This is a genomic window from Spongiibacter pelagi, from assembly GCF_014705705.1.
Lineage (GTDB): Bacteria > Pseudomonadota > Gammaproteobacteria > Pseudomonadales > Spongiibacteraceae > Spongiibacter > Spongiibacter pelagi.
In genome coordinates this window covers 75,130-99,953 of record NZ_JACXLD010000002.1, presented here as the reverse complement: position 1 = coordinate 99,953, position 24,824 = coordinate 75,130, and the positions used below count along the sequence as shown (strand labels likewise).

22 protein-coding genes are annotated in these 24,824 nt (G+C 51.9%); 12 read left to right on the top strand and 10 right to left on the bottom strand.

Annotated features, from left to right (window positions below; all coding sequences use genetic code 11):
- Nucleotides 1-50: 50 nt before the first annotated feature.
- Both tsf and rpsB read right to left on the bottom strand, forming a co-directional pair.
- Nucleotides 51-914, bottom strand: coding sequence for a translation elongation factor Ts (gene tsf / locus IB286_RS04470; protein WP_190762929.1), 864 nt, complete (start codon nt 912-914; stop codon nt 51-53).
- Nucleotides 915-1,027: 113 nt separating this feature from the next.
- Nucleotides 1,028-1,774 carry a 30S ribosomal protein S2 gene (gene rpsB / locus IB286_RS04465; protein WP_190762926.1) on the bottom strand — a complete coding sequence of 249 codons (747 nt, stop codon included), beginning with the start codon at nt 1,772-1,774 and terminating at the stop codon, nt 1,028-1,030.
- 339 nt (nt 1,775-2,113) lie between these two features.
- Between rpsB and map the strand changes: the two genes are divergently transcribed.
- Genes map through nth form a run of 4 tightly spaced genes read left to right on the top strand, consistent with a single transcriptional unit; the run spans nt 2,114 to nt 7,461 of the window.
- Complete coding sequence (gene map / locus IB286_RS04460; RefSeq protein ID WP_190762924.1) at nt 2,114-2,905, top strand: type I methionyl aminopeptidase; 792 nt, start codon at nt 2,114-2,116, stop codon at nt 2,903-2,905.
- Between the two features lie 6 nt (nt 2,906-2,911).
- On the top strand, nt 2,912-5,602 hold the full coding sequence (glnD, locus tag IB286_RS04455; protein ID WP_190762922.1) for a [protein-PII] uridylyltransferase: 2,691 nt from the start codon (nt 2,912-2,914) through the stop codon (nt 5,600-5,602).
- Between the two features lie 17 nt (nt 5,603-5,619).
- Nucleotides 5,620-6,804 carry a succinyldiaminopimelate transaminase gene (gene dapC / locus IB286_RS04450; RefSeq protein WP_190762921.1) on the top strand — a complete coding sequence of 395 codons (1,185 nt, stop codon included), beginning with the start codon at nt 5,620-5,622 and terminating at the stop codon, nt 6,802-6,804.
- A gap of 3 nt (nt 6,805-6,807) precedes the next feature.
- Nucleotides 6,808-7,461, top strand: coding sequence for an endonuclease III (gene nth / locus IB286_RS04445; RefSeq protein WP_190762919.1), 654 nt, complete (start codon nt 6,808-6,810; stop codon nt 7,459-7,461).
- A gap of 53 nt (nt 7,462-7,514) precedes the next feature.
- Here nth and IB286_RS04440 read toward each other — a convergent pair whose 3' ends face one another.
- Nucleotides 7,515-8,978 carry a WS/DGAT/MGAT family O-acyltransferase gene (locus IB286_RS04440; protein WP_190762917.1) on the bottom strand — a complete coding sequence of 488 codons (1,464 nt, stop codon included), beginning with the start codon at nt 8,976-8,978 and terminating at the stop codon, nt 7,515-7,517.
- Between the two features lie 203 nt (nt 8,979-9,181).
- Between IB286_RS04440 and IB286_RS04435 the strand changes: the two genes are divergently transcribed.
- From IB286_RS04435 to IB286_RS04415, 5 genes are all read left to right on the top strand, one after another.
- Complete coding sequence (locus IB286_RS04435; RefSeq protein WP_190762915.1) at nt 9,182-9,538, top strand: ArsC family reductase; 357 nt, start codon at nt 9,182-9,184, stop codon at nt 9,536-9,538.
- 37 nt (nt 9,539-9,575) lie between these two features.
- Nucleotides 9,576-10,613, top strand: coding sequence for a 2,3,4,5-tetrahydropyridine-2,6-dicarboxylate N-succinyltransferase (dapD, locus tag IB286_RS04430; protein ID WP_190762913.1), 1,038 nt, complete (start codon nt 9,576-9,578; stop codon nt 10,611-10,613).
- A 15-nt stretch (nt 10,614-10,628) separates the two neighbouring features.
- Entirely contained in the window at nt 10,629-10,811 is a 183-nt protein-coding gene (locus IB286_RS04425; RefSeq protein ID WP_190762911.1) for a PLDc N-terminal domain-containing protein, read from the top strand.
- A 15-nt stretch (nt 10,812-10,826) separates the two neighbouring features.
- Entirely contained in the window at nt 10,827-11,390 is a 564-nt protein-coding gene (locus IB286_RS04420; RefSeq protein ID WP_190762908.1) for a YaeQ family protein, read from the top strand.
- Between the two features lie 202 nt (nt 11,391-11,592).
- On the top strand, nt 11,593-11,778 hold the full coding sequence (locus tag IB286_RS04415; protein WP_190762906.1) for a hypothetical protein: 186 nt from the start codon (nt 11,593-11,595) through the stop codon (nt 11,776-11,778).
- Nucleotides 11,779-11,863: 85 nt separating this feature from the next.
- On the opposite strand, the gene IB286_RS04410 is transcribed toward IB286_RS04415, so the two are convergent.
- Nucleotides 11,864-13,351: a transglutaminase domain-containing protein gene (locus IB286_RS04410; RefSeq protein ID WP_190762904.1), complete on the bottom strand. Its 1,488-nt coding sequence runs from the start codon at nt 13,349-13,351 to the stop codon at nt 11,864-11,866.
- Between the two features lie 145 nt (nt 13,352-13,496).
- On the opposite strand from IB286_RS04410, the gene IB286_RS04405 reads away from it, so the two are divergent.
- On the top strand, nt 13,497-15,761 hold the full coding sequence (locus IB286_RS04405; protein ID WP_190762902.1) for an ATPase, T2SS/T4P/T4SS family: 2,265 nt from the start codon (nt 13,497-13,499) through the stop codon (nt 15,759-15,761).
- Between the two features lie 18 nt (nt 15,762-15,779).
- Nucleotides 15,780-16,886, top strand: coding sequence for an ATP-binding protein (locus tag IB286_RS04400; RefSeq protein ID WP_190762900.1), 1,107 nt, complete (start codon nt 15,780-15,782; stop codon nt 16,884-16,886).
- 105 nt (nt 16,887-16,991) lie between these two features.
- Here IB286_RS04400 and IB286_RS04395 read toward each other — a convergent pair whose 3' ends face one another.
- Nucleotides 16,992-17,180: a hypothetical protein gene (locus IB286_RS04395; protein WP_190762898.1), complete on the bottom strand. Its 189-nt coding sequence runs from the start codon at nt 17,178-17,180 to the stop codon at nt 16,992-16,994.
- Nucleotides 17,181-17,340: 160 nt separating this feature from the next.
- Nucleotides 17,341-18,531 (bottom strand): enoyl-ACP reductase FabV, encoded by a 1,191-nt coding sequence (gene fabV, locus IB286_RS04390; protein ID WP_190762896.1) that lies wholly within the window; start codon nt 18,529-18,531, stop codon nt 17,341-17,343.
- Nucleotides 18,532-18,793: 262 nt separating this feature from the next.
- Between fabV and IB286_RS04385 the strand changes: the two genes are divergently transcribed.
- Nucleotides 18,794-20,278 carry an FAD-dependent oxidoreductase gene (locus IB286_RS04385; RefSeq protein ID WP_190762894.1) on the top strand — a complete coding sequence of 495 codons (1,485 nt, stop codon included), beginning with the start codon at nt 18,794-18,796 and terminating at the stop codon, nt 20,276-20,278.
- Here the strand turns inward: IB286_RS04385 and IB286_RS04380 are convergent.
- The 4 genes from IB286_RS04380 to IB286_RS04365 are packed head-to-tail and all read right to left on the bottom strand — an operon-like array spanning nt 20,275 to nt 24,488.
- The gene (locus IB286_RS04380; RefSeq protein ID WP_190762892.1) at nt 20,275-21,087 is read right to left on the bottom strand and encodes a DUF2894 domain-containing protein; all 813 of its coding nucleotides are present in this window, start codon (nt 21,085-21,087) and stop codon (nt 20,275-20,277) included. The genes IB286_RS04385 and IB286_RS04380 overlap by 4 nt on opposite strands.
- Nucleotides 21,065-21,766 carry an OmpA family protein gene (locus IB286_RS04375; RefSeq protein ID WP_190762890.1) on the bottom strand — a complete coding sequence of 234 codons (702 nt, stop codon included), beginning with the start codon at nt 21,764-21,766 and terminating at the stop codon, nt 21,065-21,067. Before IB286_RS04375 ends, IB286_RS04380 begins: the two co-directional genes overlap by 23 nt.
- Nucleotides 21,767-21,774: 8 nt before the next feature.
- Nucleotides 21,775-23,718 carry a hypothetical protein gene (locus IB286_RS04370; protein ID WP_190762888.1) on the bottom strand — a complete coding sequence of 648 codons (1,944 nt, stop codon included), beginning with the start codon at nt 23,716-23,718 and terminating at the stop codon, nt 21,775-21,777.
- Entirely contained in the window at nt 23,715-24,488 is a 774-nt protein-coding gene (locus IB286_RS04365) for a DUF3348 family protein (RefSeq protein WP_190762886.1), read from the bottom strand. Before IB286_RS04365 ends, IB286_RS04370 begins: the two co-directional genes overlap by 4 nt.
- Nucleotides 24,489-24,824 lie beyond the last annotated feature (336 nt).

Here is a 24,824-nt window from a genome sequence, read left to right as displayed (position 1 = left end):
CAAAACGGGGCCAATAGGCCCCGTTTTTACGCTTTCTTTGCAGGAGAAAATCAGCCTTTCAGCTGAGCAGCAACCTCGGCAGCAAAGTCCACTTCTTCTTTCTCAATACCTTCACCCACTTCAAAGCGAATGAAAGATTGAATGTCAGCACCGCCGTTTTTCAGCAGCTTGCCAACAGTCAGTTCTGGATCTTTAACGAAAGGCTGATCAACCAGCGCATTCTCAGACAGGAACTTACGGATACGACCTTCGATCATCTTCTCAATGATCTCGGCAGGCTTGCCGCTGTCTTGTGCTTGAGCAGTAAAGATTTCGCGCTCTTTCTCGATCTCTTCCGCAGGCATATCGTCTTGCTTGGCAACACGTGGGTTAACTGCCGCAACGTGCATAGCAACGTCTTTTGCCAGTTCCGCTTCGCCACCTTGCAGGGCAACCAGAACCGCAATGCGGTTGTTGGAGTGAACATAACCGTCAACTACGCCGCCAGCCGCCTCAACGATCTGTACGCGACGAACACCAATGTTCTCACCAATTTTCTGAACCAGTGCTTCACGCGCCGCTTCCAGCTCGCCCGCCATCAGTGCAGCCACATCAGCTTCACGGCTAGCAAACGCCTTGTCAGCCACTTTAGCAACAAAGCCCAGGAAACCATCATCACGCGCAACGAAGTCAGTTTCGCTGTTAACTTCAATCACCACGCCGTAGCTGCCATCTTCAGCAACTTTCACCGCAACCACACCATCAGCGGCAGTACGGCCGGCTTTTTTAGCTGCCTTCATACCACTAGACTTACGCAGCTCTTCAATTGCCGCCTCAATATCGCCATTGGATTCAGTCAGTGCTTTTTTGCACTCCATCATGCCAAGACCGGTACGCTCACGCAGTTCTTTTACCAATGCTGCTGATACAGCCATGTCTAAATCCTCTTAGTAGACCACTCGAAAAAATTACGCCCGAGCAGTTAAACAGATGAATATTAAAAAAAGGGGGCAGCGCCCCCTTCGAATACATCTTTCTTCAGCTCGCCTTACTCGGCAGCTGCTTCACCTTCTTCAGCGTTAACTTCAACGAAGTCATCCGCATTTACCGCTGCACCAGCAGAAGCATTCAGAACGGTGTCAGCAACAGCAGTCACGTACAGTTTGATTGCACGGATTGCGTCATCGTTGCCAGGAATTACAAAATCAACGCCATCTGGGTTGCTGTTGGTATCAACGATACCGAACACAGGAATACCCAGTTTGTTAGCTTCTTGAATCGCAATGCGCTCGTGATCAACGTCGATAACGAACAGCGCATCTGGCAGACCAGCCATATCTTTAATACCACCGATGGAGCGCTCAAGCTTCTCCATGTCGCGGCGGCGCATCAGCGCTTCTTTCTTGGTCAGCTTGTCGAAAGTACCGTCTTGGCTCTGGGTTTCCAGCTCACGCAAACGCTTAACTGACTGACGAATAGTTTTGTAGTTAGTCAGCATACCGCCCAACCAGCGGTGGCTAACAAAAGGCATACCAGCGCGAGCAGCTTGCTCAGCAATGATTTTGCCCGCAGCGCGCTTGGTACCAACAAACAGGATTTTGTTCTTGTTTGAGGCCAGACGAGAAATCGCGTCCAGAGCGCTGTTCATCGCAGGAACAGTGTGCTCCAAGTTGATGATGTGAATTTTGTTGCGCGCGCCAAAAATAAATGGCGCCATTTTGGGGTTCCAGTAGCGAGTCTGGTGACCGAAGTGAACACCGGCCTGCAGCATCTCGCGCATGCTTACATGAGACATGATAAATCCTTGATTTTCATCGGGTTAAGTCTTGCAAACACCCCGCCTTCCAACCCGGCTTTACGCCAGGGCACCCAGGAAAACGTGCCGGTGTTTACGCGTCGTTTTTACCCGTCAAATACGCTGGGCGCATTTTCGGGGCGCGCATTTATACCACAAACCACAGATTCAGGCAAAATTTAATCGCAACAAATTATCGAGCGCCAAAGCTCAGCCCCCGCGCCTATTCAAAAGCGCCAACGGCTTTTTCCATTTGCGCTTAGTAGTTTACAATACCGCGTCTATGGTCTGAGCCGCTTGCTCAAGGCCTCACCCCACTCACCAAAGCCTCTGGGATTTATGAACGTCATTATCAAAACGCCGGCCGAGATTGCCGCCATGCGTGAAGCGGGCCGCCTTGCCGCTGAAGTTCTCGATATGATCACGCCTTATGTGAAGCCCGGTGTCAGCACCGGCGAGCTGGATCGTATCTGCCACGACTATATTGTCGATGTGCAAAAAGCCATCCCCGCGCCACTGAATTACAACGGCTTCCCCAAGTCGATCTGCACCTCGGTCAACGAGGTCATTTGTCACGGCATTCCCTCCGACACCAAGATTTTGAAAAACGGCGACATCCTCAATATCGACGTGACCGTCATAAAAGACGGCTGGCACGGCGATACCAATAAGATGTACTACGTGGGCGATGTTGCCCCCCACGCTAAACGCCTGTGCGAAATCACCCAAGAATGCCTCTATCAAGCGATTGAACTGGTGCGCCCGGGCTGCAAGCTAAGCGATATTGGCAATATCATTGCCAAACATGCGCGCGGCAACCACTACAGCGTAGTTGAAGAATACTGCGGCCACGGCATCGGCCTCGGTTTTCACGAGGACCCACAAGTTCTGCACTACGGCGAAGGGTATCGCCGCAGCAATGATCTGGAGTTGCAAGAAGGCATGACCTTCACCATTGAACCAATGATCAATGCTGGCAAGAAGCAAACCAAACTCAATACCAAGGATGGCTGGACGGTCACCACCCGTGACCGCCGACTCTCCGCCCAATGGGAACACACAATGGCGGTAACCGCGACGGGCGTGGAAGTTCTCACTGCCCGCCCAGATGAACCCTTCTATAAAGCCTAATTACCAATGAGTGACACCCCCCTGCTCAACGCCGAACAACTCCACGAGGCCGCCGCCAAGGCCAACTCAGTTATCCCGGTTTACAAAGACTATTTAAAGTCTCTAAAACGAGAACTGAAAGCGCGCTTTGACAGCAACGCCCCGATTGAGGAATTGGTGCAACTGCGCTGCCAGCATATTGATGTATTGCTGAAAAACATTTGGCAGAGTTTTAACTGGGGTGACGACATTGCCATGATCGCCGTTGGCGGTTACGGCCGGGGGGAGCTACACCCCTACTCCGATATCGACTTGCTGATTCTTACCGACAACGACAGCGCCGATTACGCCAGCAATATCGAGCGGCTCATTATGTTGTTGTGGGATATTAATCTGGACATTGGTCACAGTGTGCGCAGCATGGACGAATGCGTTAACGCCGCCACTGACGACATCACCATTGTCACCAATCTGATGGAATCGCGGCCGCTGGCAGGCAATGCCGCTTTACACCAGCAATTAATGGACCGCACCGGCCCGGATTGCATTTGGCCCAGCATCGACTTTTTTCGCGCCAAATGGGACGAGCAAATCGCCCGCCACAAAAAATACGCCAACACCGAACACAATCTGGAGCCCAATGTAAAAAGCTCGCCCGGCGCCCTGCGCGATATCCAGATGATCGGCTGGGTGGTCAAGCGTCACTTTGGTGCGCAATCTATTGACGAGCTCCGCGACCGCCAGTTTTTGAGCCAGGAAGAACTCGACCTCATCAAAGACGGCCAACAATATTTATGGCGTGTGCGCTTTGCCCTTCACTTGCTCGCCGAACGTGAAGAAGACCGGCTACTCTTCGATCACCAACGCACCCTCGCTCGCCAATTCGGATTTGAAGACAACGACACCCGGCTGGCGGTTGAGCAATTTATGCAGCAGTACTACCGCTGGGTACAAACCATTGGCGCACTGAACGATGTGCTAATGCAGCATTTTGACGAAACCATTCTGCGCGCCTGCGAAGCGGAAACCATTATTGATGTCAATCCGCGCTTTAGAATTCGCAACGGCCACGTGGAAGTCACCAACAATAAAGTCTTTGAAAAAACCCCCTACGCATTGATGGAAATTTTTGTGCTAATGGCACAAAACCCAGCCATCGACGGGGTGCGCGCCAGTACCATCAGACTGATCCGCAGCTCATTGCATTTGATTGATGACAAATTCCGCGCCGACCCAAGAGTCAAGGCGCACTTTATGGATCTGCTGCGCTCCCCAAGCCGCATCGCGCTTAACCTGCGCCGCATGAAACGCTTTGGTGTACTCAGCAAATTTATTCCCGCTTTCGGCAATATCGTCGGCCAAATGCAGCACGACCTGTTTCATATTTATTCGGTCGACGCGCACACGCTGGAACTGATCAAAAACATCAGCCGCTTCACCTATCCGGACATGATGGATAAATTCCCCATGGCCTGCCGGATTATGCAGCGACTCAACAAACCTGAGCTGCTGTATTTAGCCGGCTTGTTCCACGACATTGCCAAAGGTCGTGGCGGCGATCACTCCACCTTGGGCGCGGTAGATGCCCGTGAATTTTGTGAATACCTCGGCCTGTCCGTTCGCGACGGCAACCTAGTGAGCTGGCTGGTAGAAAAGCATTTGGAAATGTCTTCGGTTTCCCAGCGCAAAGACATTCAAGATCCAGACGTCATCCGCGACTTCGCCCTCACTGTGGGCGACCAGCAACATCTGGACTTTCTCTTTTGCTTAACCATTGCCGACATTAACGCCACCAACCCCACGCTGTGGACATCGTGGCGCGCCTCACTGATGCGTCAGCTCTATGCTGAAACCCGCCGCGCCCTGCGCCGTGGTTTGGAAAATCCCATCGACAAACAAGAGTGGATTGCCGAAACCCAGCAAAGCGCCATTGAAAAACTGGAAGACTACGGCTTCACCGAAGACGAAATTCGCGAACTGTGGGCCAGCACTGGCGAGGATTATTTTATCCGCGAACAAGTGGACGATATCGTTTGGCAGACCCGCGCCATCGCCCAGCGTTCACGCAAAGACAGCGCGGTCGTTTTGATTAAAGAAGGCGGCCTGCTGGATCACGTCGGCGCCACTCAAATCTTCGTTCACACCCGTGGCTGGACCGGCTTATTCGCCCTGTTAGCCGGCGCATTGGAACAACTCAATCTCAGCGTACAAGACGCCCGCATCTACGACAGCGGCACCGGCTATACGTTGGATACCTTTTATGTACTGGATGCGGATGGAACCAGCATTGGCGACAATCAGGATCGCATTAACCACATCATCAAATTCCTGAAAGAGCAGCTAGCCAATCCCGAGCAAGCGCTGGCGGTGAACCGTCGCACGCCACGGCAAATGCGTTTGTTTTCTACGCCAACTCGGACCAGCATGGCCACCGACTTGAACAAACAGCTCACGGTACTGGAAGTTATTACTCCTGACCGCCCCGGTCTGCTCGCCAAAATCGCGCTTATGTTCAATAAATTTGGCCTGCACCTGCACACCGCCAAAATTGCCACCTTGGGCGAGCGCGTGGAAGACGTATTCTTCCTCACCGACAGCCGCGCGCGTCCGATAGATGATCCGGCACTGTGCGAAGAAATTCAAAAGGCGATCTGTCGAGAGCTGGATGAGCAATCACCCACGCAAACCCCGACCAAGCTCAGCCCAGAAATTATTTAAGAAAAAAGAGAGATTGCATGAACCCGCGTTTGCAGAGCCTGCAGGCCTACCCCTTTGAGAAGCTGCGCGCCCTGCTGGGCACTAGCGCATCCAGCCTGCCCCATATTGCGCTCTCTATTGGCGAACCCAAACACCCGGCACCAAAGTTTGTCGCCGATTGCCTCACCGACAACCTCAGCGGCCTGAGCACCTACCCCAATACCAAGGGCATTCCAGAACTGCGCAACACCATTGCCGACTGGCTAAAACAACGCTTCTCCCTAGAAGCGGTCTGTGCGGAAACTCAAGTCCTGCCCGTAAACGGCACCCGTGAAGCGCTGTTTGCCTTTGCGCAGGCAGTGATCACCCCGAGCACAGAAGCCTTGGTATGCAGCCCCAACCCCTTCTACCAAATTTATGAAGGCGCGGCCCTGTTAGCGGGTGCAACACCAGAATTTTTAGCCTGCTCGGCCGAAAATGGCTTTATTCCAGATTACGATGCAGTTGCTCCCGAAGTTTGGCAGCGCTGCCAATTGCTATACCTGTGCAGCCCCGGCAACCCTAGCGGCGCAGTCACCGATATTGCCACCTTACAAAAGCTGATTGCCCTCGCGGATCAATACGATTTTATTATCGCCAGTGACGAATGCTATTCAGAACTGTATTTCGACGAAGACCAGCCACCACCGGGGCTACTGCAAGCCTGCGCAGAAATGGGGCGCAACGACTACCGCCGCTGCGTGGTTTTTCACAGCCTGTCTAAACGCTCGAATTTGCCCGGCCTGCGTTCCGGTTTTGTGGCGGGCGATGCATCGGTGCTCGCTCCATTTTTGCTTTACCGCACCTACCACGGCTGTGCGATGCCGGTTCAACATCAACAAGCCAGCATTGCCGCTTGGCAAGATGAAAGCCACGTTATTGCCAACCGTGAACTGTATCGGCAGAAGTTTGATCAGGTTTTAGCCGAGTTGGATGGCTGCCTTGAGGTTGAACGCCCAGACGCCTCGTTTTACCTCTGGGCCAAAACCCCGATTAGCGATACCGAATTCGCTCGCGGTCTATTTCAACAGGAAAACGTCACCGTTTTAGCGGGCAGTTTTTTGTCTCGCGAGGTCGAAGGCATCAACCCCGGCGCCAACTATATTCGCATGGCCTTAGTCGCTGAATTGGATAACTGTCTGGAAGCGGCCCGCCGTATCAAACGCTTCACCCAAGGTTTATAAGTCATGCTTAAAAAAGACCGGGTGGCGTTTATCGATCAGCGCTTACAAGAACTCTACCCGACCCAGCCAATTCCACTGGATCACAAAGACCCTTACACCCTGTTGGTTGCGGTTTTACTTTCCGCCCAGTGCACCGATGAACGAGTCAACCAGGTCACGCCCGCACTCTTTGATCTCGCTGACAATCCCTTTGATATGGCCGGGCAAGACGTGGAAAAAATCCGCGAAATTATTCGCCCCTGTGGCTTATCACCGCAAAAGTCCAAAGCGATTAAACGACTGTCAGAAATCTTGGTCGAGAAATATCAGGGCGCAGTGCCAGAGGATATGGCGGCATTGGAAGAGCTACCCGGTGTCGGCCATAAAACCGCCAGCGTGGTGATGTCTCAGGCCTTTGGTGTACCGGCTTTTCCAGTCGACACCCACATTCACCGCCTAGCCCAGCGCTGGGGTTTAAGCAGTGGCAAAAATGTCACGCAAACAGAAAAAGATTTAAAACGACTGTTCCCAATCGAACGCTGGAATGCCTTGCATTTGCAGATTATTTACTACGGTCGAGAATACTGTAGCGCCCGAGGCTGCGACGGCACCGTCTGCGATATTTGTCGCACCTGCTATCCCGAGCGCAAAAACCCAAAGAAAACCCGCAAGGCCTGACTCAATCTCACCTAACTGAATCACACCTTGCGGAACTCGCCGTGCAGCTAACGTTAACCGGCCGCAGCCGATGACGCCTTACTCACTTTGCGGTGACTTCTCACCTTGGACTTCACCGCCGTTTTCGCATTGATCTTTTCCGCAGCGTCTTCCAGCTCAACGAGCGCATCTTCCAAATAATCCAACATACGCTGAACGCTTGGCAGTGCTTTGCGGCAGGCAATCAGACCAAAATCCACCGCATCGTGACGACTGATCAAGGTGATATTCAGCGCGGCGCCATCCAATAGCAGAGACATTGGATACATACCCGACAGCTTGGCACCCTGCCAGTACATATCCTGCTGTGGCCCCGGCACATGGGAAATCACCACACCGCCAAAGCCGCAGTCTGGCGCAAACTTCAGCACGGAATTGAGTATTCCCGGCATAATTTTCAATGTGGAATAAGCGGCAATCTGGCTAGGCTCCAGAGCCCGCATATGCTTTTTGTTATTGTCCATGCAGCGCTTGATCGCCCACATGCGCTCTGCCGGATCTTCAATATGAGTACCCAAATGAATTGGCGCAAACGCCACCTCATTGCCGTAACTGGTATCTCCTTCCATTCGAGTAGATACCGGCACGCCAGCCATTACCGGGCGTTCAGGCAAATCATTCAACGACATCAAGTATTTGCGCACGGCGCTGCCGCACATTGCCAGCACCACATCATTGGTGGTGGCATCAAAGGCTTTCGCAACAACTTTAATCCGCGCCTTGGAATAAGACTGCGCCGCAAAACGACGAGTTGAACTGATGGATTGAGTCAACGCGCAATTGGGGCTGAGTCCCAACATCACGTCTTCGCTGTTTTCCCGGTAATCTTGATAAGTAGCGTACAGCTCCTTGGCCAAGGCCATCGGCGAACGCGCCGACTTCGCCCCTTCCTTCAGCAGAGAGCGCAGAGCTGACATGCTGCCGATACTGGCCTGTGGAATCATGCTGGCCTTGCCGCTGGAGTGCTCTACCGGCAAGTCCCAAAGCGCCGGCATGGTCTTGGAAACTTCTTGATCCGGCGACATTGCAGAGAGAATCGTGCGCATCGCCGCACCGCCATCCACCAGCGAGTGGTGCACCTTGATATAAAGTGCAAAGCGGCCGTCTTCCAGCCCTTCAATCAAATGAATACGCCACAGTGGATACATGCGATCCAAGTGAGCGCAGTGAACCCGAGACACCAGCGCCAATAACTCACGAATACGGCCGGGCTTAGGCAGAACCGTGTGTACAAAGTGGTTTTCCAGATCGAAATCGTCGTCCTCTTGCCAGTAGTGCAATCCTTTCTTTTTCACCAATAGCCAGTTAAAGGGCTCGGTGGTCTCAAGGCATTGGCTCAGGCGATCGTAAAGGTCGGAGGCAAAATTGGGGCCGGCATCGGCAGGTGGCTCAAACAGCATCAACATGCCGATATGCAGCGGGGTACGGCGGCTCTCAAGACGCAAAAAAGAATCATCAATCAGGGACAGGCGCTTCATTATTCTCTCCATTTACCACAACTAGACCTCTGCGCGAGGCCCAAATTTATTATTAGTCGCTCACTATGTAACAAATTTCACAATGTGATACAGACTATACCGCGAATTCTTTCCCTAGGGCAGAAATCGAAACCTGAACCCATTAAAAGTTTTTGTTATCATTCCCGGCCTTCAACGCACTATTAACAGGCAATATTCAGACCATGTCTAGCACTCTGTACGGCATTAAAAATTGTGACACGGTAAAGGCCGCTAGAAAATGGCTGGAGACGCAGAATATCGATTATGTTTTTCACGATCTGCGCGACAATCCTATTGCCGAAACACAGTGGAATAACTGGCTGAGCGAACTTGGCCTTGATCTAGTAAACAAACGCAGCACCACTTGGAAGCAACTAGACGAAACCCAGCGCAACAGTTTGACCGAAGAAAACGCGGCACCGCTATTGGCAGCCAACCCAACCCTAATGAAGCGCCCCCTTTTAGATACTGGCAGCGCGCGGCACATCGGCTTTAAGGCCGAGCAATACCAGCAGTTATTTGCCCAGCACACCCTTTAATTCTGATATTTAAACAATTATAGAAGCGAGACATAGCATGACAACGACTCTTTTCAGCCTCGGATTAGGCACCGGCAGCAAAAACAGCAAAGGCGACTGGCTGGATATTTTCTACCCACAACCCATTACCGGCGCAAGCAGCGCAATCGCCAATGCCCTCAAGGAAGCATTGGCTTACGAGGGCGGCAACCAAGCCATCGACGTTAGCACCACGCAAATGGCGAACTTAGCCGGCCAGCTTGAAGCGGCGGGCGAAACAGCCCAAGCCAAAATTGCCCAGCAACTTTCAAATAGCTCGCAACCATTAGTGGTAACCGCACTGGCCGAAGACAGCGATCCCGCTTCTGTGCCCGAGGCCTACCTGAAACTGCATTTGCTATCTCACCGCTTGGCCCGCCCTCATACCTTGAACCTGAATGGCATGTTCGGCGTACTGCCCAATGTCGCGTGGACCAACCAAGGCCCGGTCGATCTTGCAGAACTGCCCCAGCGCCAATTGGATGCCAGAATGCGCGGCGATTTACTGGAAGTGATGTCCGTTGATAAATTCCCCAAAATGACCAACTACGTGGTTCCCACTGGCGTTCGTATTGCTCATACTGCCCGCGTTCGTCTGGGTGCTTATTTGGGCGAAGGCACCACCATCATGCACGAAGGCTTTGTCAACTTTAATGCTGGCACTGAAGGCCCCGGCATGATCGAAGGCCGTATTTCTGCTGGCGTAATGGTCGGCTCAGGTTCAGACCTCGGTGGCGGTTGCTCCACTATGGGCACCCTGTCTGGCGGCAACAATATTATTATCTCGGTTGGCAAAGAGTGCCTGATCGGTGCCAATGCCGGTGTTGGTATTCCACTGGGCGATCGCTGCACTATTGAAGCGGGCCTGTACATTACCGCAGGTTCGGTGCTGACCATGATTGATGACCAAGGCGCCGTAGCCGGTACCGCTAAAGCCCGCGAACTGGCTGGTCAATCCGATTTGCTGTTCCGCCGCAACTCCAAAAATGGGGCAATTGAAGTGCTGACCAATAAGTCAGCTATTGCTCTGAACGAAATGCTCCACGCCAACAACTAAGGTCGAGACACCAATATGGAAATTCAAATCACCAGTCTTTGGGGCTTGCTACTGCTCATCGCCAATATCTGGGCCATTATCAATATCGTTCAGAGCAAAGAAGGAACAGGCAGCAAGGTATTGTGGACGCTGCTAATTTTGATCTTGCCGGTATTAGGCCTGGTCATCTGGTGGTTTGCCGGCCCCAAGAAAAGCTAGCCGGACATCTTCATCTTGGCGCTAACTGCGACCATCTTTAAGGCCGCCGTGGATATCAGCGATATCCGGCGGCACTACTATCGCCAGCATCGCCTGACGCTGGCTCGCCATCCTTCCGAAACTGACGAACGCATGATGCTGCGCCTATTGGCGTTTGCACTATTTGCCAACGAGGAACTGCATTTCAGCCGTGGTCTAAGCAATGATGACGAGCCGGATTTGTGGCAAAAAAGCCTCAGCGGGGAAATTGAACTTTGGATCGAACTTGGCCAACCCAGTGAGAAGCGCCTCAAGCGCGCCCTGGGTCTATCCAAACATGTGGTAATCCTGAATTACGGCGGCCAAGAAGTGCAAAACTGGCAACAGCAATTTGCCGCTACCATTCAGCGCGAGAGCAAATTAACCGTGCTGTCATTCTCGCCGCAACAAAGCCGAGCCCTCGCTGAGCTCGCCCAGCGCAATCTGAGCTGTCAGTTCACCTTTGACGAAAGCAGTATCTGGGTATCGAGCCAGGATTCGACCATAGAGCTCCAGCCCCTGTGGCAAACCGAGGTTTTTCTGCCCGAATCAAGCCACTGAGCTATAAATGACCACACCGCCTAGCACCGCCAGATTGCATCTTCATTACAAATTTCCACATCCCCGAATATTTCATAAAGATGAAATATTACTGCAACAAAACATCCGCATAATTGCCGCCAGCTTGGGGTTATTGACTATTCAGTGATCCCACACAATTTTTACTACTTGCTGACAGGTTAGACCTGTGAGGATGAAAACCATGAAATCAAAACTGCTGGCCGCTGCTGCCCTACTGGTGTCTTTCTCTGCTGTTGCTGAAGAGCCTTGGGTAATGCTGGAAGAAGTTGTGGTTGTTGGCGCGGTTCGCACCGGCAATGCCGTCGTTGCCGACATCAATGTGGCTGGCGATGAAGCCATGCAAGAAATGCCCGTCGCTTACGAATAAGTTGACACCTTTCGGGCTATCTTAGGCCTCTCGCGTTCAATGTCGAGAGCCCTGACGAGAGCCCGCTCTACTCTGGCCTTTGCGACTACTGGCGTGACTTAAGCTGCACCGCGCTATCTATTGATATTTTGTGCAGCTCAGCATTAATCCTCAATACATCTTCCTGCCGTCCATCACTCAAACCCAACGCAATATAACCGGCATTAAACTCGCCTAAGCCACTATCAAAGCTTTGCCAGTGCTCCCCGGTCCACGCCTGCACCCAAGCGTGGGGAACAAATAAAAATCGTCGCCCCAGAAAACGCTCATTGTTATAGGCCACACCAAAAACCACCCGTGTAGGCACCCCTGCCGCCCTGCCCAATGCCGCCAATAGCAGCGCATGCTCAGTACAGTCGCCTTCACCACTGCGCAAACCTTCTAGCGCGGTGCCATAACCGGCATAGCTCGGCGTAGTAATACGCCGCTCAACAAAATGGGTTAAACGCCACATTACTGACTCTGCACTGAGCTGTCGCTCCGGCAAGGTTTCGGCTATTACTGCTTTTATCTCAGGGTGATTCAGAGGCAGCCAGTAATTAGCTGTCAATGCGGCGCTAAGCTCAGCGTCTGTCGGGGCAGGTTCATCTCCGCAATCCTCACAGACCGTGATTGTCCAGCCCGTCTCAGTTTGATCTGCTTTTTGCTCGAAAGTTGATGGCGGACTCACATTAAACTCACCGCTAAGCTGGTAGCGAATTTTTCCTTTGAGTGCTGAATCGCTAATACGATAAGGCGAGCGAATTAACTGCCGATAAACATGGGTCGAGGGCGAAAACCAGCCGGTGGCGTCCTGCTCGGTACTCCCCAGCAAAACCATTTCATCACCGCCCGTTGGGCTAATTTCATGGAGCGGATGAAATGTCTGATCCAGCAAAACCAACGTGCTACCGGCTCCTGCAGTATCAAGATTGCGGCGCTCGCCCAACCAAAAAATCTTCTTGGCATCTACCACCAATTCAGGCCGGCTACGCAGTATTTCAGCCAAGGCTTGCGGCTCCACCCGTTTAAGACTTAAACGCATGGCCTGAAAACGCTGGGCACTAAAACTCCAATCGTGGTAATTCAGCTCGCGAACATCTCCTTGCTGAGACGATAAAACACGCTGAACCCCAACCCGCATAAGAAAATCATTCGGAATAACAAACTTCTGCCGCTGACCTGGGTGCAAATCACTTTCCAGCCACCAGCTCCCCGCTTCACGCCACGCCCTCAAGGTCTGGTTGGTGCTATCGCCAAGTAAGCGTTTTGTTATGGAGCGCGGCTCACCATTTTCAGCTTCACGGGCGTCCAGCGTAGTGATGCTTTGTCGAAGCGGCGCTCCCGGCTGCTCAAAGGTTAAATGAACACTTTCTCGACTCAAGATGTCTTTGTTTTGCCGCCACTGCGTAAGTTGGCGATAACCCACTTTATTGCCACCCAGAAACACCGACTGCCAGTCTTGGCGAATGATCTTGTTGTTATCAACCTCAAAATCCGCTGGAGAAACTACAGGTCTAGAAGCACAAGCCGAAAAACTGATGGCCACTGTCATGACTAGCAACAAGCGAAAGAAAGGAAAGCGCACAAGTATCGAAATAAAAGTCATCGTTTTATATTTAGGGGAAGCTACGGAACCAGATACTATCCATTGTATGGTATATCTGGTATGAAAGAAGTCTCTGAGCCAAGCTAAGAATATGACAGAAAATAGTAAAGCCCATGCCGATCGTATTTCCTCTGCTTTAACCAAAGTGGAGAGACACGCATTTATAAAAAATGAACATGCCGATCTAGTTGCTGGCAATAGCATTCCACCCAAAGACGGCTTGCGCCGTATGCTAGACATTACTCACTTTGGGCCTGAGGCCAAAGCTCTCCATATTGGCGCCGGCTCTGGATATGTTACCGCAGTGCTAAGCCAGCTTAGCCACAAGGTTATCGCCTTTGAAATTAACAAAACGCTATCTGAAGCAGCCTCACAACTCCTGAAAACCCAAGGTTATGAGAATATCGAAATTCGCAATCTTGATGGCTCACGAGGCGCCCCTGAAGATGCACCCTTTGATCTGATTATTGTTTCAACGCCGGCCATCCACGACAAAACGCCCCTTCTTAAACAGCTGAATAATTTTGGGGAATTAATCTGCCTAGAATCCGGCGAAGCCTCAAAGCAAATTCTGGTGCGCTATACCAAGCAAATCAATAATCACATTCTGCGCAGCGAACACGGCTATATCGACTTTCACCCTTATAAAGAAGAGATGCTAGTCGAGCTGGGCATTATTGAACCGAACACACTTGCTGAGGCGCGAAAACAGGCCAAGGCCAACGGCAGCCTGATTATTGATGAAATTCGCAAACTGCAGAATTTAGACGAACAAAAGCTCTATAAATCACTCGCCAAGCAACACAGCATCCCTCTTGAAACGGTTTCAAGCATTGGCAAGAAATTAAATCTCACCCTGTTCGATAAATTTTCAAAGGCGTTTCTGGATCATCAGCATGTACTGCCTGTCTATATTGATGATCTAAGCCTGCATGTCGCCACCAGCAATCCCAGCGCGTCAATGCAAGAAATCCAGGCAATGTTCCCCCGCCACAAAATCGCAAAAATATTAGTCACTCCCACCGACTTTCAGCGCTTGTGGTCCACCCTTGATCGCTCCATGGGTGAAAAAGGTATTCAAAGCAGTCGGATAGAGCAGCAGTCACCGGGATATGACCAAGACCTGTTGGATAACAGCCACATCATTGATGAAAGTCGCCCCATCGCACTTTGGGAAGCACTTTTGCTGGATGCCGTCGCCGACAAGGCCAGTGATATTCACTTGGAAAAATACGGTGATAAAATTCGAGTTCGACTGCGCATTGACGGCAGTCTGCAAGATTTATCCCACTACCATATCAGCCCCGCCGAGTTTCTCGGCCTAGTCAACGTTATTAAATTACGCGGTGATATGAATATTGCCGAGCGGCGCCTGCCACAAGGTGGACGTTCTCAGATAAGGATGGGCGAACAGCATTTTGACCTGCGTATTCAGATCCAGCCCTCCTTGCACGGCGAGCACATTGTTGTTCGTTTATTACCGCAAAACTCCCAGCTCATCAGCATCGATGCGCTCGGCATGCCAAAAATCATTGCAAACCAATACAAGCGCCTGCTGCAAAACCCGGCCGGTTTAGTACTTGTTGTTGGCCCAACTGGTTCAGGTAAAAGCACAACGCTCTACGCCGGTTTACAGTTAATGGCTGAAGATACCAGCCGCAAAGTTATTACGGTTGAAGACCCCATTGAATATTCCATCCAGAATATTCAACAAACCCGAGTTCGCCCCGGTATTGGCTTCACCTTCGCCGACGCCATGCGCTCCTTTGTTCGCCAAGACCCCGACGTGATTATGGTCGGAGAAATTCGCGACCACGAAACGGCGCTGGAAGCCCTGCGCGCTTCCCAAACCGGCCATATCGTTTTATCCACACTGCATTGCAATGACTCGGTAGATGCCGTGCAGCGTTTATTTGACCTAGACGTTCACCCCAACTCACTCGCCAGCGAGTTACTTGCCGTTATCGCGCAGCGTTTGGCCAAAAAAATCTGCCCGCAATGCAAAACCCAAGTTGACCCCGACCCCAATATTGTTAACGAGCTATTCCCAGTGGCCGTACCCGACAATTTTGTTTGCTTCGAGGGTAAAGGTTGCGAGCACTGCAATGGCACCGGCACCAAGGGCCGCATTGGGGTTATTGAATATCTACATCTCAATCCGGATTTACGGGTCAGTATTTCCAAGCGAATTCCGATTGGCGAGCTGCGTTCCCAAGCGCTGGATTCCGGGCTTACTACAATGCGCGACAGCGCACTGGACCATGTTATCCAAGGCACAATTCCTTTATCCGAATTGCCTCGCATATTGCCGCAGGAACGCATGGCACCAGAAAAACGCGGGCAATGGAAAGCATAACGAAACGGATTACATTTGATGCAAAAGGATTCAACAACCAATAAAACCATTCAGCGCCCCAGCGCTGAAGTGCTGTTTCAAGAAGAGCTGGCTAAACTCAAAGCACAGGACAAAACAGCGGCGCCACCGGGCTGGCAGCTCTCTCCGCTAATGGTAGAAAAATTTGTACTGGGCTGCCCGGAACTGAATATTGAACGCAAATTGGTCGCGCCGCAGGAATTGGTCACACGCATCATTATTGCAATGGCAACCAATCAAGGCGTGATGCTGATTGGCGAACCCGGCACCGCAAAATCGTGGCTATCGGAGCTATTGAGCACGGCCATCTCCGGAGACTCCAGCCTCACCGTTCAGGGCGGCGCAATCTCTCACTATCAACAATTACTGTACGACTGGAATCCGGTGCTTAGCCAAACGCTGGGGCCCTGTCGAGAATCACTGATTCCCGGCCCGGTATTCAGAGCGATGGAATCTGGCCAGTTACTGCGTTTTGAAGAATTGTCGCGCTGCCCGCAAATTGTTCAAGACGCGCTACTTTCCATTTTGTCTGAACGCAAAATTCACATTCCAGAACTCAGTGGCGATGACAGTGTTGTGTATGCCCGAGAAGGTTTTAATCTGATTGCCACGTCCAACTCTCTGGACCGCGGCCTTTTTGATATGAGTGCGGCGCTAAAGCGGCGACTCAATTTTGAAACCATTCCTCCGATTGCCAAAATTGAAGATGAACTGGATATTGTCCAGCGCGAAGCCAAGAAGCTCACCCGCCAGTCTGGCATTGATATCGAGCTCGATACCCAAACTACCGAAATGTTGGTCACCATTTTCCATGAATTGCGCAATGGACAAACCGTAAGTGGCCGCAGTACCGACCGCCTAGCCGCTGCAGTGATGTCGACCGCCGAGGCCGTTGCCGTAGCCCATGCGCTGTGCGTTTACGCGTTTTATTATCGAGAAGGCAAAATCGAGAAACGCGATTTACTTAACTTCCTCGTGGGTGCATCAATCAAAGACAATCCGCAGGATCGCCGTCGGGTACTGCATTATTTCGACACAGAAGTTGCCACGAAGCCCGGCAAACATTGGCAGGAACTTTATCAACATCGCAAGGTGTTGGTGGAATAACCCAGCCCTAATTCAGGCTGGGCAAAGCGAGGTAAGTCGCAAAACTATTTATAAACCCAAAAAACGCTGATTCATGTCACGAGAGTAGTAATGAATCAGCGTTTTTTAAAGTAGTTCGGTCAAAATAGACTTACTCACACCCACTGAACGAGATGCTTGAAATGCTGGACCGGTGAGCTGTTCGATCTTGCCACCCTTGGCCATAAATTCTTCGATTTGACGCGAAATTTCAGCGCGAATCGACTGCTGATGTGGATTGGAATAAAGAGGTTGCGGCTGATTGCGGCGGTTCATGTCTCTATCCTTTTGCCATTTAGTGTTTTTTTTGCGCAACCATAGAGTCTGGCTGCACAGGAATCGTATACAGGCTAGATGACAAAATGCGGATAGTAATATGACAACTTAAAAACAAAAAAGCCGGGGTAAACCCGGCTTTAGACAACTGACTGGTGGCTTACACCAAATTCGCGATCGGTACGACCGGATCGACGTCCGCCTCGTAATCCACACCGCTCAGACCAAAACCGAACAAGCGCAAAAACTCCGCTTTATAACCGGCAAAATCAGTTAGCTCGGCAATAGTTTCAGTAGTGACTTCATTCCACTTGGCCTCTACCGCCGCCTGAATTTCAGGGCGCAGCTCCAAACCATCGGCACGCAGACGGCCTTCATCGTCGAGCTTGGGCTCGGCGCCATACAAACTGTCGCGGAACAGGCCATAAACCTGCTCGATACACCCTTCGTGGCTGCCATCAGCCTTCATCACTTTAAACAACAGCGCGAGATACAGCGGCATAATTGGAATCGCGGAACTGGCCTGAGTCACCACGGCTTTCAATACTGAAACTCGCGCATCGCCGCCCTTGGCCGCTAGCTTTTCACGGATATTGATAACCCGCTTATCAAGGTCTTTCTTCGCCTGACCGATGGTGCCGTGCCAGTAAATATCCCAAGTGATGCGATCACCCAAATAGGTATAAGCAGTGGTTTTTGCACCATCAGCCAATACACCGGCTTCATCCAGAGCATCAATCCACATCTGCCAGTCTTCACCACCCATAACCGCAACGGTATTGCTGATATCTTCTTCAGTGGCCGCGGGTAGAGTCACTTCCTCAATCATTTCCTTATCGGTATTGATGCCGCGCTGGGTCACATCCTTGCCAATAGGTTTGAGGGTAGAGTTAAACAATTCGCCGGTTTTAGGATGCTGACGACGCGGAGACGCCAAGCTGTAAACCACCAGATCTACCTGACCGAGATCGGCCTTAATCTGGGCAATAGTTTTTTCTTTGATTTCATCAGAGAAGGCATCGCCATTAATGCTCTTGGCGTAAAGCCCTTCCGCCTCAGCAAATTTGTGGAATCCGGCCGAGTTATACCAACCCGCTGTGCCCGGCTTTTTCTCTGAACCTTCTTTCTCAAAGAAAATCCCCAGTGTCGCCGCACCACAACCAAAGGCCGCTGATATACGTGACGCCAAGCCGTAACCTGTTGAAGCACCAATCACCAACACGCGCTTGGGGCCATTGGCAATTTCGCCCTGGGATTTAACATAATCAATCTGCTCTTTAACGTTTGCTTCACAACCAGTGGGATGGGTTGTTACGCACATAAAACCGCGTACACGAGGTTTGATAACCATAGGATGTCCTTAACGGGTAGGTTCTGAAAGTTCTAGGTTCTGAAAGTTCTAGGTACTAATAAGTAATCGAATCTGAAACGAATATAGCTCGCATTATACCTGTACCGCCGCCGATGAATAATACTCAGCGTCAACATCTCCCGCCGCAAATCAGCACCAGCGCACAGTTCTATTTCACCGGCGCATAAGCCGGATGCAGTACTAACCTAGATCGGTTCATCCGTTAAGCTCTGCATATAAAAATAACTGTAATGAGTCCGCAATGAGTCAGCCAAAAATTCGTCCCTCTAAACCTCTTTCCAGCGAATCCATAAGCCAGTGGGATATTGAAACTGATATTGCCATTGTCGGCTTTGGCGGCGCCGGTGCCTGTGCCGCGATTGAAGCCAGCGACGCCGGCGCCAGCGTTAGTATTTTTGAACTGGCCAGTGCCAGTGGCGGCTCCACTGCGCTTTCAAGTGCGGAAATCTATATGGGCGGTAATGGCGGCACGCCAGTGCAGCAAGCTTGCGGCTATGACGACAGCACCGAAAATATGGAGAACTATCTCAAAGCCTGTTTCGGTAATCAGGGCGATGAAAACAAGATTAAAGCCTACTGCGAAAACAGCATTGGCCATTACGCGTGGCTGACCAGCATGGGCGTGCCCTTTAAAATGAGCGAGTTGAAAGAGCGCGCCATTATGGCGCTGACTGATGATTGTCTGCTCTATACCGGCAATGAAAAGGCGCATCCTTTTCCCGATTACGCCAAACCGATTCCTCGCGGCCACAATCTCTACATTGAGGGCGATAACGGCGGCCCGCTGCTAATGAAAATTCTCACCGAGCAAGTAGAGAAGCGGGATATCAATGTTCACTACGAAAGCCGTGCCCTCACCCTGATCCGTAATAGCGCAGGCGCGGTCGAAGGTTTAGTGGTACGCATTAACCAAGAAGAAAAAACCGTTCGTGCCAAACGCGGAGTCATTCTCTGCGCCGGTGGTTTTTGCATGAACGAAGACATGGTGCGCCATTACGCGCCGAGCTTTGATTGTGGCCTCACACCGATCGGCAATCCCGGCGACACCGGCAGCGGTATTTTAATGGCCCAAGGCGTCGGCGCCGGCACGGTAAATATGCACGAGTGCTTTGTCAGCCTGCCCTACTATCCACCCTCGTCACTAACCTACGGCATTCTAGTTAACGATAAGGGCCAGCGCTTTATCAATGAAGACAGCTATCACGGCCGGGTCGGCTACAACACCTTAATGCAGCACAAGTTGTCTAAACGCATCTATATGATTACCGATGTAGACGGCTACGGCGACTATGAAAAAATGAGTTATCTCGGGGCGCAAGTTGCGGCTACCGGAGAGAGCATTGCCGAGCTGGAATCCGAACTTGAATTACCCGAAGGCAGTTTGCAGTTCACCTTGGAAACCTATAACCGCCATGCGGAAAAAGGCGATGATCCCTTATTTCATAAGGCCGCACCGTGGCTGCGTGAAATTAAGCCGCCCTTTGTCGCATTGGATTGCACACTCGGTCGCGGCCCGTTCTACCCGTTCTTTACCCTTGGTGGACTAGACACTTTGGCCACCGGCGAGGTACTCACACCCGAGCGCGAGATTATTCCGGGGCTGTTTGCTGCGGGTCGAACCACTGCGGGCATTCCAAGAACAGCGGCAGGTTACGCCAGTGGTATGTCGGTGGGTGATGCGACTTTCTTTGGACGACTCGCTGGGAAACAAGCTGCCACAAATTAATCGCGGCGCTTTTTTACTGCCCCGCGCTTTGCCGTTGCCGAGTTTGCTGCTGATTTTGTAGGAGTGGCTTTTTTCGTTGGCGCGGCCTTGGCTTTTTTAGCGGGCTCGGTGTTTTGCATCGCTAATTCCAAATACAGCATGGAATCCACATAGCTGACAAAACGATTTAAATAATGTGTGGAGAGATCACGCATTTGCATTAGCGATTTAATCGCCAACATTTGCGGATTTAACGGCCCCGGATCTTCCGGGGCTTCTTCAATCGCCTTGTTCACCAAGGAGCTGGCATAGCGTTTCAATCGCTGTTCTTCAAACCAGCGCGCTGCTTTCAAGCCCTGCTCACCTTGCTTACTAAAGTTGGGCAATTGCACATCCCCAGACTCGCCTTCTCCTGACTCACCGGCCCAGGCCTGCAACACCTCGCTCTCTTGTTGGCGCAGATATTCATCAAAGGCCAGACCTATTGAGGCTTTTTCGGGGAAATACTGCTCCGGCTCCAGCAATTGCAAAATGGCGTGCAATTCAGAAGAAGACGGACTCTGGGGAAGCAGAGAGGATTCCGCTACTGCGTGCTCCGCGCTGGATTCATCGAGAGATAAATCATCCAACCGAAGCGCAATACGCTGGATTAATTTCTCTGCAACCGCAAAACGCGAGCGTGAAAGTTGGCTTTGGGCCCGTTCAAGCAAGGCGTTTAAATGGCAAACCTCAATGGCGCTTTTCGCAGGCGATATGGCAGTCAAGCGCTGCTGAAGCGCGTGTAACTGCTCCTTCAGATTATCCACCTCACCCACTGGAGTGCCGCTCACTGGTATCACTAGCCAGCTCGCTGGTATCAGTCGCCGCTGAGGAGTTTGAATTTTGGCTGGCTCCGGCGCGCGGCACCGGTGCCATTTCCACCCGACGGTTTTGCGAGCGGCTGGCATTATCAACATTTGGCACCACCGGCTGTTGATCGCCAAAGGCCGCCGCAAAAACCCAATCCGGCGCCATGCCCGCTTCGATCAAGGCGCGGGTAACCGTAAGCGCGCGTTGGGCTGACAGTTCCCAGTTATCCTGATAATGCAAATTGCCTTTTTGAATGGGCAGGTCATCAGTGAAACCGCTGACCATCAGTAATTGATCGCGCTCGCCTAAATACATGGTCAAGGGCTTAACCAAACTGCTTAGCAACTCACGGCCCTCTGGCTGTAATTCAGATGAGTTAAGCGCAAATAGCACGCTACCGCTAATGCCAATGCGGCCATCTCGCAGTGTCACTCGGCCCTGCGCTAGAGGATCAGCCAGTGCTTGTTCAAGGGCCACCCGGCGTTGTTGCTCCGCCTCGCGCTTTTGAATTTCCTGCTTCAGGTTTTGTGCCAGCTCTAGCTGAAAACCCAAGGCCCAGACGAGGATTAATACAAAGACGCCGACCAGCCCGGTCATCAGATCGCCAAAGATCGCCCAGATGGGCGGTTCATGGCTCAGTTCATCATCAATTTCTGACATGGCGAGACTCAAGCCTTAGCCAACTGCTGCAGGTGACTGATCATCTCCTGCTGCGACAACATATTCACATCGATAATCTCGCGGGCCTGAGCAACGTAATACGCCATTTGCTCATCACTGCGCGCCCCGGACTGCTGCAATGTTTGTTCGATGCTCTCCAAGCGCGCCATTAAGGCGCTATTGGTTTCGCTGAATTGGTTTACTGCGCCGGCAAAAACCTCGCCCATCGCGGCCAGCTCAACACTGTCGGCACCAAAATTATCGCCGGCCTCTTTCAGTTGCTGCAGCCCCTCACCGAGGTGCTGATCAAAGCGCTGGGCCATGTCGGTAAGAATGGATTCACTGCTAGAGAGCAATTTATCCAGCGCCTCACTTTGAGACTGGCTGGATTCAGACAGCGCCGATGACAGCGAACTCAAATCTTGTAACAGGGCCGCCCGATCTTTCAAATTGGCGTTGTCGCGTTCTAAGCTATCGCTCATTTCCTGACGCAGTTTTTCCAGCAACTCTGCCGCCGCTTTTGGCGTTTCCGAAGCGACAGCCAGCAAATTACCCACCGGTTCTTCCAGCGCCTTGCCAAGGCTAGCAAGCTGCTCGCCCGCCTGTTGCTGCAACTCGACCATGCCCGCTTGCCAATGGCCTTGACGCTGTTCGTCTTGCTTGGTCAGTTGCTCGATTAATGCGCTCTGCTGTTGCTCCAGCGAGGCCAGCAATGCTTGATGGCTTTCCGCTTGGCTAGCCAAAATTTGCGACCAACTTTCTGAATGGCCTTGAGTCGATGCGGCAAGCAAGGCACCGGTTTGCTCCAATTGCTGTTTAACCAACTCGTGCAAATCGAGTTGATGTTGTTCTGAGCGCACCGCCATATTCTGCAAAATATTGCTGACTGCAGGCTCGATGCTTTCGCCCGCCAGTCGGCCACTTTCACTGAGGCTGGTTTCCAGCGTTGCTTTCACCGATTCCGCCAACTGCAAATAATGTTGCTGAGCGGCCACCAAAAATTCCTGCTGTTGCTCTCGCAAGCGAGTATCCAGCTCAACACCTGATAACTGAACATTCCCGGCTAACTGCTGGGCCGAACTGCCCAAGCGCTCTGCCAATTGCGCGCTAGAGTTTTCCAGTTGCTGTGCGAGCGATGTGGTCGATGTCTGCACATGTTCAACCATCGACGTGGTAGAGCCGCTTAACTGGGTCGCCAACTCACGGCTATTCTCACCCAGCTGCACCGCCATGGTATCCAAACGCGTCACCAATTCACTGAGCTGACTGGCAATTTGCGGCAGCGCCTCAGCCTGATTTTGCAGAGCGCGGTAAGTATTCAAACGATTTTGAGCCAGTGAAAAACCGGCCAATTCCCGACTGACTTTTTGATCCAACTGACGTGAGCTATTCAGACGCTGGCGACGACAAAGCGTAGACACCAAACCCAATAATGCCGAACTGCTGATACCCGCTACCGAGGTCGCAAAGGCCAAGCCCAAACCCCGAATTGGCGCAGCTAAACCCTCGCGCACCGCTTCCAGTTCGGTATTTCCTTCCAGCGCCTGAACCGCACCGTGCAGGGTATCGACCATACCGATAAATGTACCCAGCAAGCCCAGCATGACCAATAAGCCAATTAAATACGGCGTTAATACCGGCGCCGGCAGGCCAACATGCTCGTCTTCTACACGCTTGCGTACCGTGTGGCGCAAACCTTCGGGCACTTTTTGTAACCACGGCTCGAGGGTATCTGGCGTGTCGCTTAATTGATCCAGCGCGATGGCAAGTGCATCGGTTTCACGCTGGTAGCGCCACAACTCACTCGCCCCCATCAGGAAAGCACCGGCGATCAGCGCCATGACCAATAATGCCAAGCCGCTGTGGATCACACCTAAGCCCATCCACAAAATCACCGCCATGCCCAACACATAGGCAGCGAGCATAAAGGGCTTATTGTTCGTTGTTTTCAATCTTCAATCTCCTGGGCTTCAACCAGCCCGAGCACCGGCAGCAATCGCACTTCCAGTTCTGCCAGTAATAAACTCATCATTTCTTTATAAAAGCAGTCCAGCCAGCCGCCGACGGCGGTCCAGCTATCCATATCGCTAACATTCTCTTCTTTAACCTGATAATCCCCCGCCAAACGGACAAAGCGCCGCGCTAGTAATCGGGGAATCTGGGCAAATACCCGGCGGTGATTCTCAGCCAGTGTGTCACCTATGGCCGAATCCAAAACAGCTAAGCGCGCCAGACGTTCAGAGTGAGCGGAAATCTGCCGCCTTACCTCGCCGCGCAATTTCAGAATCTGAAATTCCATCTCACTCTGATGCAAAGCATAAAAGCGCTGAAATGGCTCAAAGGATTCAGCGGGCTTGGTCAACATTTCCTGACGCAGAGTTGGCAGGATAAAAGGCATATCTTCATCCTGACTATTAAAGCTGCGGCCAATAAAGGCAACCCGCTCCTGACGGCGCTGCAAAAACAACTCCTTCAGATCCGGGCTACTCTCTGATTCCTGTGGAATTACCCCTTGCCGGCTCAAGCCACGCAGACGTTCAGACAAGCTGATCGCCTCTGAGAGATCGACCAATCCCGCCAGTTTTTCAACAAAATTACGGTGGCTTAGCTCGACAGAACCCACAGACAAATCGACCAGCAAGCGGGTAAGCCGGGTGCCAGTCGCAGACGCCGTTGCCACGGGGCGCGCAGCCGAGGATTTCGCAGGTGTGGATTCAGTCAATGATGGTGTTGCCTAGTACCAAGGGTCTCACGCAGATTCGCGCCGTTCTCAAGCCGAGAACATCGGGCTCAAGCCCTGTTTTTCTGTGCCCATTATCGCTGATCCACCCTGACAATCAAGATTGACGCCCGCACCTGCAAACGTGTAGGCAGCCAAGGCCCCTAGCGGGTTTAACAATAGGCCCATGGCGGGTTTTACCATAGGCCCCCTGCCGGGTTTAAGCTCAGCCCCTGGCGGGTTTAGGCGGCGCAAGGTAACACCAATCATGGACACATCTTGAGCCAAATATGGCTCTGGCAATTATGTTATCTTGACGACCATTTAACGCCTGAAGCC